The sequence below is a fragment of the Variovorax sp. Soil_C_26 genome (genome assembly GCF_057657075.1).
Window position 1 is genome coordinate 1 of the sequence record NZ_JBDGJC010000013.1, and the last position, 17,235, is coordinate 17,235.

At 69.3% G+C, this 17,235-nt stretch carries 15 protein-coding genes; 4 read left to right on the forward strand and 11 right to left on the reverse strand.

Features of this window, described 5'->3' with window-relative positions; all coding sequences use genetic code 11:
- A partial coding sequence (locus AC3A6G_RS24605; protein ID WP_487874824.1) for an aminotransferase-like domain-containing protein occupies nt 1–765 on the reverse strand: 765 nt, incomplete at its 3' end.
- A gap of 138 nt (nt 766–903) precedes the next feature.
- On the opposite strand from AC3A6G_RS24605, the gene AC3A6G_RS24610 reads away from it, so the two are divergent.
- The 3 genes from AC3A6G_RS24610 to nth are packed head-to-tail and all read left to right on the forward strand — an operon-like array spanning nt 904 to nt 3,156.
- Nucleotides 904–1,158: a helix-turn-helix domain-containing protein gene (locus tag AC3A6G_RS24610; protein ID WP_487862618.1), complete on the forward strand. Its 255-nt coding sequence runs from the start codon at nt 904–906 to the stop codon at nt 1,156–1,158.
- A 16-nt stretch (nt 1,159–1,174) separates the two neighbouring features.
- Entirely contained in the window at nt 1,175–2,521 is a 1,347-nt protein-coding gene (locus AC3A6G_RS24615) for a type II toxin-antitoxin system HipA family toxin (protein ID WP_487862617.1), read from the forward strand.
- The gene (nth, locus tag AC3A6G_RS24620; protein WP_487862616.1) at nt 2,518–3,156 is read left to right on the forward strand and encodes an endonuclease III; all 639 of its coding nucleotides are present in this window, start codon (nt 2,518–2,520) and stop codon (nt 3,154–3,156) included. Before AC3A6G_RS24615 ends, nth begins: the two co-directional genes overlap by 4 nt.
- A gap of 22 nt (nt 3,157–3,178) precedes the next feature.
- Here nth and AC3A6G_RS24625 read toward each other — a convergent pair whose 3' ends face one another.
- The 10 genes from AC3A6G_RS24625 to AC3A6G_RS24670 form a co-directional block, all read right to left on the reverse strand.
- Complete coding sequence (locus AC3A6G_RS24625) at nt 3,179–4,075, reverse strand: SDR family NAD(P)-dependent oxidoreductase (RefSeq protein WP_487862615.1); 897 nt, start codon at nt 4,073–4,075, stop codon at nt 3,179–3,181.
- A gap of 49 nt (nt 4,076–4,124) precedes the next feature.
- On the reverse strand, nt 4,125–5,018 hold the full coding sequence (locus tag AC3A6G_RS24630; RefSeq protein ID WP_487862614.1) for a helix-turn-helix domain-containing protein: 894 nt from the start codon (nt 5,016–5,018) through the stop codon (nt 4,125–4,127).
- 38 nt (nt 5,019–5,056) lie between these two features.
- Nucleotides 5,057–5,614, reverse strand: coding sequence for a histidine phosphatase family protein (locus AC3A6G_RS24635; RefSeq protein ID WP_487862613.1), 558 nt, complete (start codon nt 5,612–5,614; stop codon nt 5,057–5,059).
- A complete protein-coding gene (cobS, locus tag AC3A6G_RS24640; RefSeq protein ID WP_487862612.1) occupies nt 5,611–6,399 on the reverse strand; it encodes an adenosylcobinamide-GDP ribazoletransferase in 789 nt (262 codons plus the stop codon). The genes AC3A6G_RS24635 and cobS overlap by 4 nt, the downstream gene beginning before the upstream one ends.
- Nucleotides 6,400–6,405: 6 nt before the next feature.
- On the reverse strand, nt 6,406–7,452 hold the full coding sequence (gene cobT / locus AC3A6G_RS24645; RefSeq protein ID WP_487862611.1) for a nicotinate-nucleotide--dimethylbenzimidazole phosphoribosyltransferase: 1,047 nt from the start codon (nt 7,450–7,452) through the stop codon (nt 6,406–6,408).
- Nucleotides 7,453–7,463: 11 nt separating this feature from the next.
- On the reverse strand, nt 7,464–8,903 hold the full coding sequence (locus AC3A6G_RS24650; protein ID WP_487862610.1) for a cobyric acid synthase: 1,440 nt from the start codon (nt 8,901–8,903) through the stop codon (nt 7,464–7,466).
- Between the two features lie 91 nt (nt 8,904–8,994).
- The gene (locus AC3A6G_RS24655) at nt 8,995–10,482 is read right to left on the reverse strand and encodes an efflux transporter outer membrane subunit (protein ID WP_487862609.1); all 1,488 of its coding nucleotides are present in this window, start codon (nt 10,480–10,482) and stop codon (nt 8,995–8,997) included.
- Nucleotides 10,483–10,523: 41 nt separating this feature from the next.
- Nucleotides 10,524–13,796, reverse strand: a complete 3,273-nt coding sequence (locus AC3A6G_RS24660; RefSeq protein ID WP_487862608.1) for an efflux RND transporter permease subunit — start codon at nt 13,794–13,796, stop codon at nt 10,524–10,526.
- Nucleotides 13,797–13,836: 40 nt separating this feature from the next.
- Nucleotides 13,837–15,087: an efflux RND transporter periplasmic adaptor subunit gene (locus AC3A6G_RS24665; RefSeq protein WP_487862607.1), complete on the reverse strand. Its 1,251-nt coding sequence runs from the start codon at nt 15,085–15,087 to the stop codon at nt 13,837–13,839.
- Nucleotides 15,088–15,238: 151 nt separating this feature from the next.
- The gene (locus AC3A6G_RS24670) at nt 15,239–16,120 is read right to left on the reverse strand and encodes an alpha/beta hydrolase (protein ID WP_487862606.1); all 882 of its coding nucleotides are present in this window, start codon (nt 16,118–16,120) and stop codon (nt 15,239–15,241) included.
- A 182-nt stretch (nt 16,121–16,302) separates the two neighbouring features.
- On the opposite strand from AC3A6G_RS24670, the gene AC3A6G_RS24675 reads away from it, so the two are divergent.
- The gene (locus AC3A6G_RS24675) at nt 16,303–17,217 is read left to right on the forward strand and encodes a LysR family transcriptional regulator (RefSeq protein WP_487862605.1); all 915 of its coding nucleotides are present in this window, start codon (nt 16,303–16,305) and stop codon (nt 17,215–17,217) included.
- Nucleotides 17,218–17,235: the final 18 nt, after the last annotated feature.

Below are 17,235 nucleotides of genomic sequence, written 5' to 3' on the forward strand. Positions count from 1 at the left end.
CAGTTCGGCCGGCGCGATCATCCAGCCCACGCGCAGGCCCGGGCTCAGCACCTTGCTGAGGCTGCCGCAGTGCGCCATCAGTTCGCGGCTGCCGGGCACGTCCTTGGCGAGCGCCATGATCGACGGCGGCGGCGCTTCGCCGAAGTAGAGGTCGCCATACGGATCGTCTTCGACCATCAGCGTCTGGTACTTCACGGCCAGTTCGAGCACCTTCTTGCGGCGTTCGAGGCTCAGCGTCGCGCCGCTCGGATTGCCGAAGGTCGGGATCAGGTAGACGAACTTCGGCTTGTGCTCGGCGATGAGTTTCTCGAGCGCATCGGTGTCCACGCCGTTGGCGTCGATCGGTGCGCTGACGAGCTGCGCGCCATAGAGGCGAAAGCACTGGATGGTGGCCAGGAAAGTCGGCCCCTCGACAATCACCTTGTCGCCGGGCGAGATCATGGTCTTGCCGAGCAGGTCGAGCGCCTGCTGGCTGCCGGTGGTGACGATCAGGCCGCTCGGATCGACCTCGACACCCTTGGTGCCCATGAACGCGGAGAGCTGCGTGCGCAGCGGTTCGTAGCCTTCGGTGGCGCCGTACTGCAGCGCGCCGCCGGGTTCCTCCGCCAGCGCCTTCTGGCTCGCCTCCTTCAGGCCCTCCACGTCGAACATCGCGCTGTCGGGAAAGCCCCCCGCAAAGCTGATGATGCCGGGCTTGCCGAGCAGCTTGAATAGTTCGCGGATGGCGGAGGTTTCGACGTTGTCGAGGCGGGAAGCGAATTGCATGGGAGGTCTCACTTTCTGGGCGCTATTGTCACCAATGCCTGGCGCAACAATCCTGCGAAGTTTTATCGCCCTTCAGCGATATATTGACAATATCGTCTGAAGCCGATAAATTGCATTTACCACCCCTAGGCGGTAAATATGCACTCCATCATCCATTCGCCCGCACAACTCTCGACGCATCTCAAGTCGCTACGGAAGTCCCGCGGATTGACGCAGGCCCAGTTGGGTGCGCTGATCGGCGTCAAGCAGACGCGGATGGCCGACATCGAAAAGAACCCTGGCGCCATCAACGTCGCGCAATTGATGCAGGTGCTGCATGCGCTCGACATGCGGCTGATCCTGGCCTCGGCCGAGGCCGCATTCCCGGGGCCCGAAGACGCCGCGGACTGGTAACCGGAGCAGCCAAGACATGGCCCGACGCGCGCTCGATATCTGGATGAACGGTGAATACGTCGGCGTCTGGTACTGGACGCGCACCGGCGTGCCGGCCCTGCAATACGACGAAGGATGGTTGCGCTCGCGGAATGTGCGCGCGCTCTCGCTGTCGCTTCCGATACCTCTCGGCGAGAAGGAAGTGCGCGGTCCCGCAGTCGAAAACTACTTCGACAACCTGCTGCCGGACAGCGATCGCATTCGCGAACGGCTGCGTCGGCGCTTCCGCGCCGCCGGCACCGGCGCGGCCGATCTTCTGGCGGCGATCGGCCGCGATTGTGTGGGCGCCGTCCAGCTGCTTCCCGAGGGGCAGGCGCCGCCCGCCTTCGACCGCATCGACAGCGAGGCGCTGTCGGAGGAAAAGATCGCCCAGGTGCTGCGCAACGTCACAAGCGATCCGTTGCCTGGCCAGGCGGAAGGCGCAGACGACGATCTGCGCATATCGATTGCCGGCGCGCAGGAAAAGACCGCGTTGCTGCGGATCGGCGCGCAATGGCACCGCCCCCATGGCGCGACACCCACGACCCATATCCTCAAGCTGCCGCTCGGCCTGGTCGGCAACATGCGGGCGAACATGAACGAGTCCGTCGAGAACGAATGGCTGTGCGCCCGGCTGATGGCGGCTTTCGGCTTCGAGGTAGCGCCCGCGACCATCGGGCGCTTCGGCGACCAAAAGGTGCTCGTCGTCGAGCGTTTCGACCGGCGCTGGATGGACGGCGGTGGATGGATCGCCCGCCTGCCCCAGGAGGACTTCTGCCAGGCCACCGGCACGCCTGCCGCCCTCAAGTACGAGAGCGATGGTGGACCTGGCGTTCGAGGCATCCTCTCCCTGCTCTCCGGCAGCAGCAACGCGCAGGTCGACAAGGCCGGTTTCGCACGCGCGCAGCTTGCCTTCTGGCTGCTGGCTGCGACCGACGGACATGCGAAGAACTATTCGATCTTTCTGCGCCGGGGCGGTGAATACCGGATGACACCGCTTTACGACATGCTGTCGATGTGGCCCATCATTGGCAACGGGCCCAATCTGGTGTCGCCTTTCAAAGCGCGCCTCGCCCTCGCCTTGCGCGGGAAGAACCCGCACTACCAGCTCTCCACCATCCAGACACGCCACTGGCGTGCGCTGGCGCTGCAGACGGGCGTCGCCGACGCGTTCGACGGCATGCTGGCACTCGTCGGCGGGGCGCCGGCCGCGTTGCAGCGTGTCGAGCGGGAACTGCCGGTGGATTTCCCCGAGCCGCTATGGCGCGCCGTCAGGACCGGCGTGCTCGCCCAATGCGAGCGTTTTGAAGCCGGCCTTGCTCAAGAGAACAACACAGCCCCATGAAAAAAGACCACATCGCCCCCTTCTTCGCCACGCTCCAGGCCGCCAACCCCACGCCGGAAACCGAGCTCGAATACGCCACGCCGTTCGAGCTGCTGGCCGCCGTGCTGCTGTCGGCCCAGGCGACCGACGTGGGCGTGAACAAGGCCACGCGCAAGCTCTTCCCGGTCGCGAACACGCCGCAGGCGATGCTGCGGCTCGGCGTCGAGGGCCTCGAGGAGTACATCAAGACCATCGGCCTCTACCGCAGCAAGGCGAAGCACCTGATCGAGACCTGCCGCATGCTGGTCGAGCACGGCGGCGAGGTGCCGCGCACGCGCGCCGAGCTAGAAGCTCTACCGGGCGTGGGCCGCAAGACCGCCAACGTGGTGCTCAACGTGGCCTTCGGCGAGGCGACGATCGCGGTCGACACGCACATCTTCCGCGTCAGCAACCGCACCGGTCTCGCGCCGGGCAAGACGCCGCTCGAAGTGGAGCTCAAGCTCGAGAAGCGCGTGCCCTTCGAGTTCCGGCTGCATGCACACCATTGGCTGATCCTGCACGGACGCTACATCTGCGTGGCGCGCAAGCCGCGCTGCTGGGAATGCGCGGTGACGCAGTATTGCGACTACAAGCCGAAGACGGCGGCCCCGCAGTAGTCCGCCTGAATCCGCGCCGGGCCTAGAGTTCAAACGCCTCGACCTGCCGCCCGTCGACATCGACAAAGCCGTATTCCCGCGCCAGGTCGGCCACGCGGTGCACGCCGCCGCTCTTTTCGATCACCTGCGCATCGCCCGCCAGCGCCGCGACCGCGCGCCCCAGGTAGCGCGGCGATTCGGTCCGCGCAAGCGCCGGGCGCTCCTGCCAGTGCGCCTCGTCGGTCTGGTGGCCGGCGAGCACGAACTCGGTGCGCATCCAGCCCGGCGACACCGCGAGCGAAGCGACGCCGTGCGGGCGCAGTTCCTCGGCCATGCCGAATGCGAGCCGGTTCATCGCGGACTTGGCAAGGTCGTAGAACAGGTTGCCGCGCAGGTACTTGCCTTGGTCCCAGAAGGTCGTGGTCACGATCAGGCCGCGCTTCTGCGCCACCATCACGGGCGCTGCGAAGCGGCTGGCGAGCAGGTGGTTGCGCACGCCGCGGTCGAACATCGAGTCCCAGTGCGAAAGCGGGTGCTCCCAGAACGGTGCCTCGAAAATGCCGTCGAAGCTCTCGTGCCCGCCCCAGGCGTTGTTAACCAGCACATCCATGCGGCCCTGCTCGCGATGCACCTGCGCGAAGAGCCTGGCCACCTCGGCTTCGTCGGCGTGGTCGCAGCGCACCGCGATGCCCTGCCCGCCCATGCGCGTGACCTCGTCGGCCGTGTCGTCGATGCTGCCCGGCAGCGCCTTGAGTTGAGACATCGCCAGAATGCCGCCATAGCTTTCGGCCGGCTGGGCCCGCGTGCTGCGGCCGGTCACGTACACGGTGGCGCCCGCGGCACCGAGTTCCACCGCAATGCCGCGCCCCGCGCCGCGGCTCGCGCCGGTCACCACCGCCACCCTGCCCGCCAGTGGCTTCTTTGTCTGTTCGTCTTGCATCGATGCTTTCCTTTGTTCGCTCGGTCAAAGCGACGAAGGTATCGCCGCCTCAAGCCGCCGTCTTGGAAGAACCCGAAACCGCGCGGCCGACGAATTCCGTCGGCGTGAGGCCGCAGAGCGCCTTGAACTCGTTGACGAGATGCGACTGGTCGTAGAAGCCGGCGTCGAGCGCCAGTTCCGCCCAGGCCGGCATGGGCAGCAGCGCAGGCTGCCGCAGCGCGCGCAGACACGCATGCAGCCGTGCCAGGCGAGCCCAGGCCCGCGGCGACAGGCCCACCTGCTGCCGGAACAGCTGTTGCAGGCGCCGTTCTCCGACACCGACCGCCGCCGCCACGTCGCGCAGCGAGCGCCGGCCGCCCGATGCCGCGATCAGCTGCGCGGCACGCATTGCGGCCGGATGCGCCGCATCCCGGCTTTCGCCCAGCCGCTCTCGCAGCACCTCGCAGAGCAGCGCGACGCGCGCAGCATCATCGGGCTGGCTGGCCATGCGCTCGCGCAATTCGGCACCTTGGCCGCGCCAGAGCAGGTCGAGGTCGACGGCCGTGCCCGCGATCTCGCTGGCCGGCACGCCGAGCAGCGCCGCGGCCGCACCGGGGCGCAGCGTGACTGACAGCCCTTCGACCCGGCCGCGCAGGCGCACCAGCGCCGGCGCGGCCGAGGCTCCCACCGCCTCGACGGGCAGGCCCGCGCCTTCGCCCGCCGAAGGCGCATCGCCGAGGTTGAAGACCAGCCGCACCGCGCCGTCGGGCAGAACGCGCTCGCGCAGTTCGCGGCCCTCGGGCACCGTCTCGCGGTAGCGCAGGATGTGCGCCACATGCAGGCCCAGCGGCGCCGGGACTGCAAAGGCCTGCAGCGAACCCGCGGGCATCGCGGCTTCGGGCCCGTGCAAGGGGTCCTCGTCGAGGCGGACATAGAGGCGCTCGGGCGCGGGCGATGGGGACATGGCGCGGTCGGTGATGTCGGCGCGGACGGGGCCGCGCCTCAACCGCATTCGATCAGCAGGCAGGCCCCGTAGTCAATCGGCGCCGACGGCCATTGCGCGGCATCGTCCACGCGCCGCACGCCCTGCTGCAGCAGCTGCACCGCGCGCATCACGCCGGCATGCGTGATCCACACCGTCTCCTCCTGCCCCGACGCGCGCCATTCGTCGAAAGCCGCGCCGACCCGCCGCATGAACCGATCGGTGCTTTCGCCATGCCCGCCAGGCAACCCTGCGGCAAAGTTGCCGGTCCAGGCCTCGAACTCGGCGCGTGCGATGGACGACCACGGCCGGCCTTCCCAGGCGCCGAAGTCCATCTCGGCCAAACGCGCATCGGCCCGCACCGCGAGCCCGGGGCGCAGCGCGGCGATCGCTTCTGCCAGTTCGGCGCAGCGCCGCAGCGGCGAGTGGTCCAGTAACACCACGCCGTCGGGCAGGCGCGCCGCCACCGCCTGCGCCACCGTCAGCGTGGCCTCGCGCGGCACGCACACATCGGTCGCGCCATAGCATTGGCCGGGGGAGGCCTCGGTCTGCGCATGCCGCACGAGCCAGAGCTTCATGCCTGCCACGCCAGCGCGAGGTAGATCGCGAGTTCGCACACCTGCTGGGTCGCGCCGAGCCCGTCGCCGGTGAAGCCCTGCAGCCGGCGCTTGAACAGCCGCGCCATCGCCAGCGCCGCGAGCGCGCAGGCCAGCGCCACGGCCAGCGTGCGCGCGGGGCCTTGCGCCCACAGCAGCAGCGCGATGGCGGGCAGCGACCAGAGCACGCCGACCAACAAGGCGCCGCCGCCGATCGCATCGGCGAGCGGCTTGGCCTTGCTCGCGCCGGCCTCACCCACGTAGGGCAGCCACCGGATCAGGAACAGCGGCGCGAGCCGCGACAGCACATGCGCTGCGGCCACGGCCACCGCGATGGCGACCAGCGAGGCGCCCGGTGCGGCCAGCGCGGCGAGCAGCGCGGCCTTGAGCCCGAGCGCGAGCACCAGCGCGATGGCACCGAAGGCACCGATGCGCGAGTCCTTCATGATCTCGAGCGCGCGCGCCCGGTCGGCCGAGCCGCCGAGCCCGTCGGCCACGTCGGCGAGGCCGTCTTCATGGAAGGCGCCGGTGAGCAGCACCGTCGCCACCATGCTCAGGAGTGCCGCCGCGAGCGCAGGCAGGCCCTGCAGCGCCAGCACGAACACGCCCGCAGCCGCGGCGCCAACGAGCCAGCCCACGCCCGGAAAATGCGCCGCGCTCGCCCGCAGCATCTGCGGGCTGAATCCGACCCACTGGGCCAGGCGCCCGGTCACGGGCACGCGCGTGAAGAACTGCAGGGCCAGTAGAAAGTGACGAACGCCGTTCACGGGTTCTCAGGCCTCTTTCTGCGACACACCGGCCGACGCGAAGCTCGCCATCTCGCGGAGGATGCGGCAAGCCGATTCGAGCAGTGGCCACGCCAGCGCCGCGCCCGAGCCTTCGCCCAGGCGCAGGCCCAGGTCGAGCAGCGGCTCGAGGCCCAGTTGCCGCAGCATCGCCGCGTGGCCCGGCTCGGCCGAGCTGTGCGCCGCCACGCAGCGCTGCGCGACATGCGGCGCGAGCGCCTGCGCCACGAGCACCGCAGCGCTCGCGATGAAACCGTCGACCACGATCACGCGCCGCTCGTGCGCGGCCTGCAGCACGGCACCCACCAGCGTCGCGATCTCGAAGCCGCCGAAAGCCGCCAATGCGTCGAGCGGCGCGACGGCCGAGGCATGCAGCGCCAGCACCTCGCGCAGCACCGAGCGCTTGCGCGCCAGGCCCGCGGCATCGAGGCCGGTGCCCGCACCGGTGCAGCCATCGATGTCGAGGTTGGCAAGCCGCGCGAGCAGCAGCGCCGCGGCCGAGCTGTTGCCGATGCCCATCTCGCCAAGCAGCAGCACGTTGCCCGGCAAGGCGTGCACCACCTCGCGTCCGTTGGCGATGGCCTCGCGGCATTGCGCGGGCGTCATCGCGGGCCCGGTCGAGGCGTCGGCCGTGCCCGCCGCAATGCGCCGCTGCACCAGGCCCGGCCGCGGCTGGAAGTCGCGCCGCACGCCGCAGTCGACGACGGTGAGCGTGAGCCCGTGCTGGCGTGCGAGCACGCTCACGGCCGCGCCGCCCGAGAGAAAGTTCTCGACCATCTGCCAGGTCACGTCACTCGGAAACGCCGAGACGCCGCGCGCAGCGAGACCGTGGTCGGCCGCGCACACGAGCATCTGCGGCGCTTCGAGCGCCGGCGCTTCGCTGCCGAGGATGAGCCCGAGCCGCAGCGCCAGGCTTTCGAGCCGGCCGAGCGCGCCGAGCGGCTTGGTCTTGTTGTCGAGCAGCGCCTGCAGCCGCGCCGCGAGCGCGGGGTCATGCAGGTCGGGAAGGGTCGGAATGATGTCGTCGGAAGTCATGCGATCGAGAGTCATGCGATGAGGCCCAGCAGCATGCCGGCCTCGAAGTGGTTGTCGATGAAGTCGGCCAGGCCGTCGAAGGTGGTGTCGAGCGTCGGCGCGGCGGCGCCGAACAGCGCCTGCAGCGCGGCGGGGTCCTCGAACAGGCCATGCAGGTACAGCCCCAGCACGTTGCCGCGCGTGTTCTGCCAGGCCAGGCCCCCGGCCATCGCCTCGCGGCCGTCGTGGGCCAGCTGCGGATGGATGGCGGTGCGGCCGTGGTGGATCTCGTAGCCCGCGATGCGCACGTTCGACAGTGCGGCCCATGGCCCAGCCAGCGCGCCGAAGGTGGCGCTGCGGTGGCGCACTGTCTTCTCGCGCTCGAACACAGTCGCGAGCGGCAGCAGGCCCAGGCCGGGCGCATTGCCGTCGATGCCGTGCGGATCGATCAGCGCCTCGCCGAGCATCTGCAGGCCGCCGCAGATGCCCAGCACCGCGCCACCGGCCGCGGCATGCGCCGCCACCGCGCGGTCGAGGCCCTGCGAACGCAGCCAGGCCAGGTCGCTGCTCGTGTGCTTGGAGCCGGGCAGCACGATCCAGTCGGCGCCGGCCACCTCCGCCGGCGTGCGCGCCCAGACCAGGCGAACGCCTGGCACGTTCTTGAGCGGCTGGAACTCGTCGAGGTTGCTGATGCGCGGACAGGCGATGACGGCGACGGTGCGGGTGACCACGCCGGTCGAGTGGCTGCTGCCGTCGAACACGCCGTCTTCCTCGGGCAGGCCGTGCTGCCACCACATCGGCAGCGTCGCGACGGTGGGAATGCCGGTCAACGCCCGCAACTGCTCGGGCGCGGGGGCGAGCAGCGCCGCATCGCCGCGGAACTTGTTGAGCACGAAGCCGCGGACCAGCGCGCGGTCGGCCTCGGGCAGCAGCGCCCAGGTGCCGTAGAGGTGCGCGAAGGCGCCGCCGCGGTCGATGTCGGTCACGAGCAGGCAGCGCGCATCGGCATGGCGCGCCACGCGCAGGTTGACGATGTCGTTGGCCATCAGGTTGATCTCGGCCGGCGAGCCGGCGCCCTCGATCACGACCACGTCGTTCTCGGCCCGCAGCGCGTCGAGCGCCTCGGCGATCTGCGGCCAGACGCGCTCGCTGCGCCCGCGCCAGGGCAAGGCCGTGAGCGCTTCGCTCACCTGGCCCAGCAGCACCACCTGGCTGTGCGTGTCGCGCTCGGGCTTGAGCAGCAGCGGGTTCATGCGCACCTCGGGCACGGCGCGCGCGGCCAGCGCCTGGAAGTACTGCGCGCTGCCGATCTCGCCGCCGTCGACCACGCGCGCGTTGTTACTCATGTTCTGCGCCTTGAACGGCGCGACCTTGAGCCCCTGGCGCGCATACCAGCGGCACAGCGCCGTCGCCAGCCAGCTCTTGCCGGCACCGCTGGTCGTGCCCAGAACCATCACGCATCGAGATCTCATGCGGCGATTGTCCGTTGCCCGCGTGCCCGCCCGGGCACCACCAAGGAAAAAGGGGCTTGCGCCCCCTTGCCTCCGTGTGTCTGCCTGCGAATCAGCGCGCCGCGGTCTGCACCGCCGCGGCAGGCGCCTTCGCCAGCGCGGGCGGCACCTCCCATCCGCCGCCGATCGCGCGGATCAGCCCGACCGCCGCCTGGTATTGCGCGGCCTTCACCTGCAGCGCCTGGCGCCGGTTGCGCAATTCGCTGCGGCGTGCGTCGAGCAGATCGAGCTGGCTCACGTAGCCATTGCGGTAGCGCGTGTCCGACAGGCTGGTCGCGCGCTGCGCCGACGTGACGGCCTGCGCCTGCACCACCGACTGCTCCTGCAGGATGCGGATCGCGGCGAGCTGGTCCTCGACCTCCTGGAAGGCCACGAGCACCTGGCTGCGGTAGTTGGCGAGTGCGCCGTCGAGTTGCGCGTTCGCGCCCTGGACGCCGGCCTCGCGGCGGCCGCCGTCGAAGATCGGCAGCGAGAGCAGCGCACCCACGCCCCACGACCGCGCCGACCACTTGAACAGGTCGCCGATCTCGGGCGATGCGTAGCCCGCCGCACCGGTCAGCGAGATGTCGGGGAACCACGCGGCCTGGGCCACGCCCACGCGCGCCTGGGCCGCAAGCACCGCCTGCTGCGCCGCCGAGACGTCCGGGCGGCGCGTCAGCACCGTGGCCGGCACGCCGGGCGGCACCGAGGGCAGCGCGGTGTTCCACTCGGCCATGCCGAGCCCGAAGCTTGAAGCCGAATCGCCGACCAGCACCGCGAGCGCATGCTCGACCTGGGCGCGCTGGCGGTCGAGCGCGAGCGCCTCCGACTCGGTCGACGACACCTCGGTCTGCACGCGCGCCACGTCGAGCTCGGCGATGTCGCCGGCCGCCTGGCGGCGCTGCGACAGGCGCAGCGTGTCGCGGTAGGCCTCGACCTGCTCGCGCACCAGCGCACGTTCGGCGTCGAGCGCGCGAAGCTGCAGGTAGGCCTGCGCCACCTCGGCCTGCACCGCGAGCCGCGTGCTCTGCAGCAGCGCCTCGCGGCTCTGCGCATCGAGCCGCGCCGCGTCGCGCGCGCCCGAGAGCCGGCCGAACAGGTCGAGCTCGTACGAGAAGGTGGCGCCGATGTTGGTCATCGTGGCCGGCCGCGTGCTGGCCATGGCCCTGTCGAGCCCTGCGCCGCGGCTGGCGCCGGCACCGAGTCCGATCTGCGGCAGCCGGTCGGCCTGGGCGCTGCGCGCGAGCGCACGGGCTTCGGCGAGCCGCGCCGCGGCGGCCTGGATGTTGTTGTTGTTCACGTCGGCCTTCTCGACCAGCGCATTGAGCACCGGATCGTTGAAGGCCAGCCACCAGGCGCCGCGCGCCGCGGCCTCGGACGGCAGGGCGTGCGTCCAGCCCGCGGGTGGCGTGGCGCCCTGCTCCTTGAACTGGGCGGTGGTCGGGACTTCGGGCACGCCCGAAGGCACGCTCGCGCAGCCGGCCAAGGCCAGCGCAGCCACCAGCGGCAGCACGGCCGCACGCAGCGGCGTGGCGAGACGGGATGAGAGCTTGAAGTTCATGATGAGCTTCCTTCTTTGTTCGTTTGTTCTGTTCTTCTTGTTCAGTCGTGCGAGGGCCGTGGCGAAGCGGGCACCGGGTGCAGCCCGCCGCCACCGCCCGCGCCGCCATGCGGCGCCGGTCCGGCAGGATGCGTCGCCGAGACGAAGTCCTCGCCATGCGGCACTTCGCCATGCAGCTTGAGCGCGCGGTTGCCCGCCAGGCGGCGCAGCAGCACATAGAACACCGGCGTCAGGAACAGGCCGAAGGCCGTCACGCCGATCATCCCGGCGAACACCGCCACGCCCATGGCCTTGCGCATCTCCGAGCCCGCGCCGGTCGACAGCACGAGGGGCAGCACACCCATCACGAAGGCCAGCGAGGTCATCAGGATCGGGCGCAGGCGCAGGCGGCTGGCTTCGATCGCAGCTTGTATGGGCGTTCTGCCGGCAAACTCGAGCTCGCGCGCGAACTCCACGATCAGGATCGCGTTCTTCGCACTCAGCCCCACCAGCACGATCAGCCCGATCTGCGTGAAGACGTTGTTGTCACCTCCCGATATCCACACGCCCGCCATCGCGGCCATGATGCCCATCGGCACGATCAAGATGATCGCGATCGGCAACGTCAGGCTCTCGTACTGCGCGGCCAGCACCAGGAACACCAGCAGGATGGCCAGCGGGAACACCAGGAAGGCGGAGTTGCCGGCCAGGATTTCCTGGTAGGTCAGCTCGGTCCACTCGAAGCTCACGCCCTTGGGCAGCGTCTCGGCCGCGATCTTGGTGATCGCGTCCTGCGCCTGGCCCGACGAATAGCCCGGGGCCGGGCCGCCGTTGATGTCCGCTGCCAGGTAGCCGTTGTAGCGCATGGCGCGTTCCGGCCCGAAGGTCGAGTTGACCTTCATCAGCGCGGACAGCGGCACCATCTCGCCCGTGGTCGAGCGCACCTTCAGCATGCCCACGTCTTCGGCGCGGGCGCGGTACGGCGCATCGGCCTGCACGCGCACGCTGTAGGTGCGGCCGAACTTGTTGAAGTCGTTCGCATACAGGCTGCCGAGGTAGATCTGCATCGTGTCGAAGATGTCCGTCACCGGCACGCCGAGTTGGCGCGCCTTGGTGCGGTCGATGTCGGCATACAGCTGCGGCACGTTGACCTGCCAGCTCGTGAACATGCCCGTGAGCTCCGGCGTGGCATAGGCCTTGGCCATGAAGGCCTTCACCGCCGCGTCCATCTGGTCGTAGCCGAGCGAGGCGCGGTCTTCGATCTGCAGCTTGAAGCCGCCCGTGGTTCCCAGGCCCGCCACCGGCGGCGGCGGGAACATCACGATGAACGCGTCCTGGATGCTGGAGAAGGCGCCGTTGAGCTGCCCGGCCACCGCACCGCCGCTCTGGTCGGCACGCTTGCGCTGGTCGAAGGGCTTCAGCGTGGCGAACACGATGCCCGAGTTCGAGCTGTTGGTGAAGCCGTTGATCGACAGGCCCGGGAAGGCGATGGCGTCTTCGACGTTCGGGTTCTTCTTCATGATCTCGCCCATGCGCTGGATCACTTCGTCGGTGCGGTCCAGCGTGGCGCCGTCGGGCAACTGGGCAAAGCCGATCAGGTACTGCTTGTCCTGCGCCGGCACGAAGCCGCTCGGCACGGCCTTGAACAGGCCGAAGGTCACCGCCACGAGCGCGAGGTAGATCACCAGCATCAGCGTCTTGCGCGAGATCACGCTCTTGACGCCGCCGCTGTAGGCTTCCGCGCCGCGGCTGAAGAGCTTGTTGAAGCCGCGGAACAGCCAGCCGAAGGCCCGGTCCATGCCGCGCGTCAGTGCGTCCTTCGGCTGGTCATGGCCGCGCAGCAGCAAGGCGGCGAGCGCGGGCGACAGCGTGAGCGAGTTGATCGCGGAAATCACCGTCGAGATCGCGATGGTCACCGCGAACTGCTTGTAGAACTGGCCCGTGAGGCCGCTGATGAAGGCCAGCGGCACGAACACGGCCACCAGCACGAGCGCGATCGCGATGATCGGGCCCGACACCTCGCGCATGGCACGGTAGGTCGCGTCGCGCGGCGAGAGTCCGGCCTCGATGTTGCGCTCGACGTTCTCCACCACCACGATGGCGTCGTCCACCACGATGCCGATCGCCAGCACCAGCCCGAACAGGCTCAGCGCATTGATCGAGAAGCCAAGGACGTGCAGCACCGCGAAGGTGCCGATCACCGACACCGGTACGGCCAGCAGCGGAATGATGGAAGCGCGCCAGGTCTGCAGGAACAGGATCACGACCAGCACCACCAGCAGGATGGCTTCGAGCAGCGTGTGGATCACCGATTCGATCGATGCGCGCACGAACTGCGTCGGGTCGTAGGCGATGCGGTATTCCAGCCCTTCGGGCATGTTCTTGTTGAGCTCGGCCATCGTCTTGCGCACGTTGGACGAGATGTCGAGCGCGTTGGAGCCCGGCGCCTGGAACACGCCCATGCCGACGGCCGGGTCGTTGTTGAGCAGCGAACGCAGCGAGTAGTCGGCGGCGCCCATCTCGAGGCGGCCGATGTCGCGCAGGCGGGTCACGGCGCCGTCGGTGCCGCTCTTGACGATGATGTCGCCGAACTCTTCCTCGCTCTGCAGGCGCCCTTGCGCATTGATCGAGAGCTGCATGTCCACGCCCGACAGGCCCGGCGATGCGCCGACCACACCGGCTGCGGCCTGCACGTTCTGGCCGCGGATCGCAGCCACCACGTCGCTCGCCGACAGGCCGCGCTGCGCGACCTTCTGCGGGTCGAGCCAGACGCGCATCGAGTAGTCGCCGCCGCCGAAGATCTGCACCTGGCCCACGCCTTCGATGCGCGCGAGCGGGTCCTTCACATTCAGCACCGCGTAGTTGCGCAGGTAGTTGATGTCGTAGCGGTCGTTCGGCGAGACGAGGTGGACCACCATCGTCAGGTCGGGCGCGCTCTTGACGGTCGTGATGCCGAGGCGGCGCACTTCTTCCGGCAGGCGCGGCTCGGCTTGCGAGACGCGGTTCTGCACCAGCTGCTGGGCCTTGTCGGGATCGGTGCCGAGGCGGAAGGTAACCGTGAGCGTCATCACGCCGTCGGTGGTGGCCTGGCTGCCCATGTAGAGCATGCCTTCGACGCCGTTGATCTGCTCTTCGAGCGGCGTGGCCACGGTTTCGGCGATCACCTTCGGGTTGGCGCCCGGGTACTGGGCACGCACCACCACCGAGGGCGGCGCGACTTCGGGGTACTCCGAGATCGGCAGCCCGCGCAGCGCGATAAGGCCGGCTATCAGTATCAATAGCGACAGCACGCCGGCAAAGATCGGCCGGTCGATGAAGAATTTAGAGAGATTCATGTTGTTTCTCCGGCGAGCGCAAAAGCGCTCCCCTCCGAGTTCAGGACTTCGCGGCTTCCGCGACGCGTTCCGCTTGCTGTTGCTTGGTGTCGGCCTTGGCGTCCATGGTCACGCTCTGCGGCACCACCAGCGCACCGGGGCGGATGTGCTGCAGGCCATTGACCACCACGCGGTCGCCGGCTTTCAGGCCGTTGCTCACGACACGCAGCCCGTTGATCGAGGCGCCGAGCGTCACTTCGCGGTAGGCCGCCTTGTTGTCGTCGCCCACGACCATCACGAACTTCTTGTTCTGGTCGGTACCGATCGCACGCTCACTCACGAGCAGCGCGGTGTCGTTGCGCGCCTGGCCCATGCGGATGCGGGCGAACTGGCCGGGGATGAGCGTGCCGTCCTTGTTGTCGAAGGCGGCGCGCACGCGCACCGTGCCGCTGCGGGCATCGACCTGGTTGTCGATCAGCTGCAGCTTGCCGGTGAAGGGCGTGCCCTCGAGGCCGGCGGTGCCCATCTGCACCGGGATCGAATCGATCTGGCCGCGTGCGCCGGCGCCGCTCGGCAGGTCCTTCAGCGCCCGCGTGATCACCTGCTCGTCGGCATCGAAGCTCGCGTAGATCGGGCTCACCGACACCAGCGTGGTCAGCACCGGGGCGCCGGGGCCCGCGGCCACCAGGTTGCCGACGGTGACTTCGAGCCGGCCGATGCGACCCGCCACCGGCGCGCGCACCTGGGTGTAGCCCAGGTTCAGCCGCGCCGACTGCAGCGAGGCCTGCGCCGCGCGCAGGTTGGCGTCGGCCTCTCGGCTGGCGTTCACGCGCTCGTCATATTCGCGCTGGGCAATGGCCTGCTCGTCCCACAGGCGCTTGGCGCGTTCCTGCTCGCTGCGGGCAAAGGCCTGGCGGGCCTGTGCCGATGCGACCTGCGCTGCGGCGCGCTCCACTTCGGAGGCATAGGGTGCGGGGTCGATGGTGATCAGCAGGTCGCCCTTCTTCACCAGCGCACCTTCGCGAAAGTGCACCGCCTGCACGGCGCCGGCCACGCGGGAACGCACGTCCACGCGCTCCACCGCTTCGAGCCGACCCGAGAACTCGTCCCAGGCATTGACCTCGCTCGACTTCACGGTCGCCACCGACACCGGCGTGCCCTGCGGCGCGGCCGCCGGCGCGGTGGCCTCGGCCTTGAAGCTGTGCATGCCCAGCACTGCGGCGGCGACTGCGAGCACAGCGGTCAGCCCTGTCACGGCGGGCCAGAGCCCCTTGCGGGCGGCGGAAGACAGACTTGGCTTGTTGTTCGACATGATGTTTCGTCCTTCTCGATGACTTTTTGGGATGCGACAGGCCATCCCGGCGCTTTTGGCACCAAGAGGCGGATTTCAGGAAAAAAGAGGCCCACGTCGCGCGCCTCGGACGAGGCGGCGGCTTCTCTGGCGGTGGGCGGCGCTCGCGCGCCTAGCTGGGCTCAGGCGCCGCGGGCGGCGGCGTGGTGGCGCTGAAGAACTCGCGGAAGTGCTGCTGCACGCTGGCCTCGCAGGCCTTGCAGCCCGAGGGCTCGGGGTCGTACAGCGCCTTGGGCCAGTCCGCGGCGCTGGGCAGCACGCTGCTCGTCACCTCGATGCCCGCTGCGCGCAGGCGGCCCGCGAAGGTCATCGCCTCGTCGCGCATCGCGTCGTCCTCGCCCACCAGCACCAGCGCAGGTGCCAGTGCCGACAGGCGCAGCGACCCGCTCGGCACGGCATACGGGTGCATCGCGTTCGAGGGGCAGCTCAGGTATTTCTCCCAGCCCTTGGCCCAGCGGCATTCGGCCGCGTCGTTCGTGGCCTGGCGCAGCGAGGCCGTGCCAGCGCAGGGGTCGAGCATCGGCGACAGCAGGATCTGCCCCGCGATCGGCGGATGCGCGCGGTCGCGGGCGATCAGCGCCACCGCGGCCGCGAGGTTGCCGCCCGCCTCTTCGCCCGCCAGGTACACCTGGGCGCCCTTGCCGCCGAGCTTGGTACGCTGCTTGTAGAGCCATTCGAGGGCGGCGTAGCCCACCTCGATGGGCTCCGGGAACGGCGATTCGGGCGCCAGCGGATAGGCCAGAGACACCACCACCGCGCCGGCACCAGCCAGCAGGCGCGCCACGTTGCGGCCGTTGTCCAGCGTGCCGCACACGAAGGTGCCGCCATGGAAATGCAGCACCAGCGGCACGGTTTCACCGCGGAGGCGCTGGCCGTAGACCCGCGCGCCCACGGGGTCGCGGCCGGGCAGCTCGATCGAGAGATCGGCTTCCACGCCATCGGCTGCTGCAAGCGCAGCGGCGTCGGCGGAGCGGGACGATGGACGGGGTGACATGGGCAGCCTCAGGGGGATTGGCGATAGGTGAAATATAAGGCGGCCGGCGTGGCGTTAAACAGGCAAGCCGCCCCTACTCTGTTTCCAAACGGCGAACAATCCGTATTGCACTGGGGATTTGCTTGCTTGTGTGAGAATCCGCCTCCCTCGGCAGGGGCCGAGTCCCAGGAACAAGTTCATCCATGGATCAAATCCAGGCAATGCGGATATTCGTCCGCGTGGTGGAAGCCGGCACCTTCACGCGCGCAGCGGATTCGCTCGCCCTGCCCAAGGGAACGGTCACCAAGCAGATTCAGGCGCTCGAATCGCGCCTGCGCGTGAAACTGCTCAACCGCACCACGCGGCGCGTGACCGTCACCCCCGACGGCGCCGCCTACTACGAGCGTGCGGCCCGGCTTTTGAACGACTTCGACGACATCGAGGCCAGCATGACCAATGCGCAGGCCAACCCCACCGGGCGATTGCGGATCGACGTCGGCACCTCTGTGGCCCGCCTGATCATCCTGCCCGAGCTCGCGAGCTTCTGCGACCGCTACCCCGAGATCCAGGTCGACCTCGGCGTGAGCGACCGCGCCGTCGACCTCATCAGCGACAACGTCGATTGCGTGATCCGCGCCGGAGAGCTCAGCGACCAGTCGCTGGTGGCGCGGCGCATCGGCACGCTGCACTTCGTGACCGTGGCCTCGCCCGCCTACGTCAAGCGCTACGGCCAGCCGCAGCATCCGAACGACATCGAAAAGCGCCACCACGTGGTGAGCTATTTCTCGGGCAGCACGCGGCGCATCTACCCGCACGAGTTCAAGAAGGGCGACGAGTACGTCGAACTCAACGGGCCGTACCGCGTGTCGGTCAACGAGAGCAACGCCCATCTCGCCGCCGTGCTCGGCGGCTTCGGCATCTCGCAGGTGATCAGCTTCCAGGCCGAACCGCTGCTGGAGAGCGGCGAGCTGGTCGAGCTCCTGCCCGACTGGCACCGCGACCCGCTGCCGATCCACGTGGTCTACCCGCCCAACCGCCACCTGAGCGCGAAAGTGCGCGCGTTCGTGGACTGGGCGGCGGAGTTGTTTGCGAAGAATCCGCGGTTGCAGCGACGCTGAGGGGACAGGGGCTGCAAG

Excerpts from the sequence above, each read along its gene's own strand:
- AC3A6G_RS24655 (WP_487862609.1), bottom strand. The coding sequence starts at position 10,482 with ATGAACTTCAAGCTCTCATCCCGTCTCGCCACGCCGCTGCGTGCGGCC.
- AC3A6G_RS24635 (WP_487862613.1), bottom strand. The coding sequence starts at position 5,614 with ATGAAGCTCTGGCTCGTGCGGCATGCGCAGACCGAGGCCTCCCCCGGC.
- AC3A6G_RS24665 (WP_487862607.1), bottom strand. The coding sequence starts at position 15,087 with ATGTCGAACAACAAGCCAAGTCTGTCTTCCGCCGCCCGCAAGGGGCTC.
- AC3A6G_RS24675 (WP_487862605.1), top strand. The coding sequence starts at position 16,303 with ATGGATCAAATCCAGGCAATGCGGATATTCGTCCGCGTGGTGGAAGCC.
- AC3A6G_RS24660 (WP_487862608.1), bottom strand. The coding sequence starts at position 13,796 with ATGAATCTCTCTAAATTCTTCATCGACCGGCCGATCTTTGCCGGCGTG.
- AC3A6G_RS24610 (WP_487862618.1), top strand. The coding sequence starts at position 904 with ATGCACTCCATCATCCATTCGCCCGCACAACTCTCGACGCATCTCAAG.
- AC3A6G_RS24625 (WP_487862615.1), bottom strand. The coding sequence starts at position 4,075 with ATGCAAGACGAACAGACAAAGAAGCCACTGGCGGGCAGGGTGGCGGTG.
- cobT (WP_487862611.1), bottom strand. The coding sequence starts at position 7,452 with ATGACTTCCGACGACATCATTCCGACCCTTCCCGACCTGCATGACCCC.
- AC3A6G_RS24615 (WP_487862617.1), top strand. The coding sequence starts at position 1,175 with ATGGCCCGACGCGCGCTCGATATCTGGATGAACGGTGAATACGTCGGC.
- nth (WP_487862616.1), top strand. The coding sequence starts at position 2,518 with ATGAAAAAAGACCACATCGCCCCCTTCTTCGCCACGCTCCAGGCCGCC.
- AC3A6G_RS24670 (WP_487862606.1), bottom strand. The coding sequence starts at position 16,120 with ATGTCACCCCGTCCATCGTCCCGCTCCGCCGACGCCGCTGCGCTTGCA.
- AC3A6G_RS24630 (WP_487862614.1), bottom strand. The coding sequence starts at position 5,018 with ATGTCCCCATCGCCCGCGCCCGAGCGCCTCTATGTCCGCCTCGACGAG.
- AC3A6G_RS24650 (WP_487862610.1), bottom strand. The coding sequence starts at position 8,903 with ATGAGATCTCGATGCGTGATGGTTCTGGGCACGACCAGCGGTGCCGGC.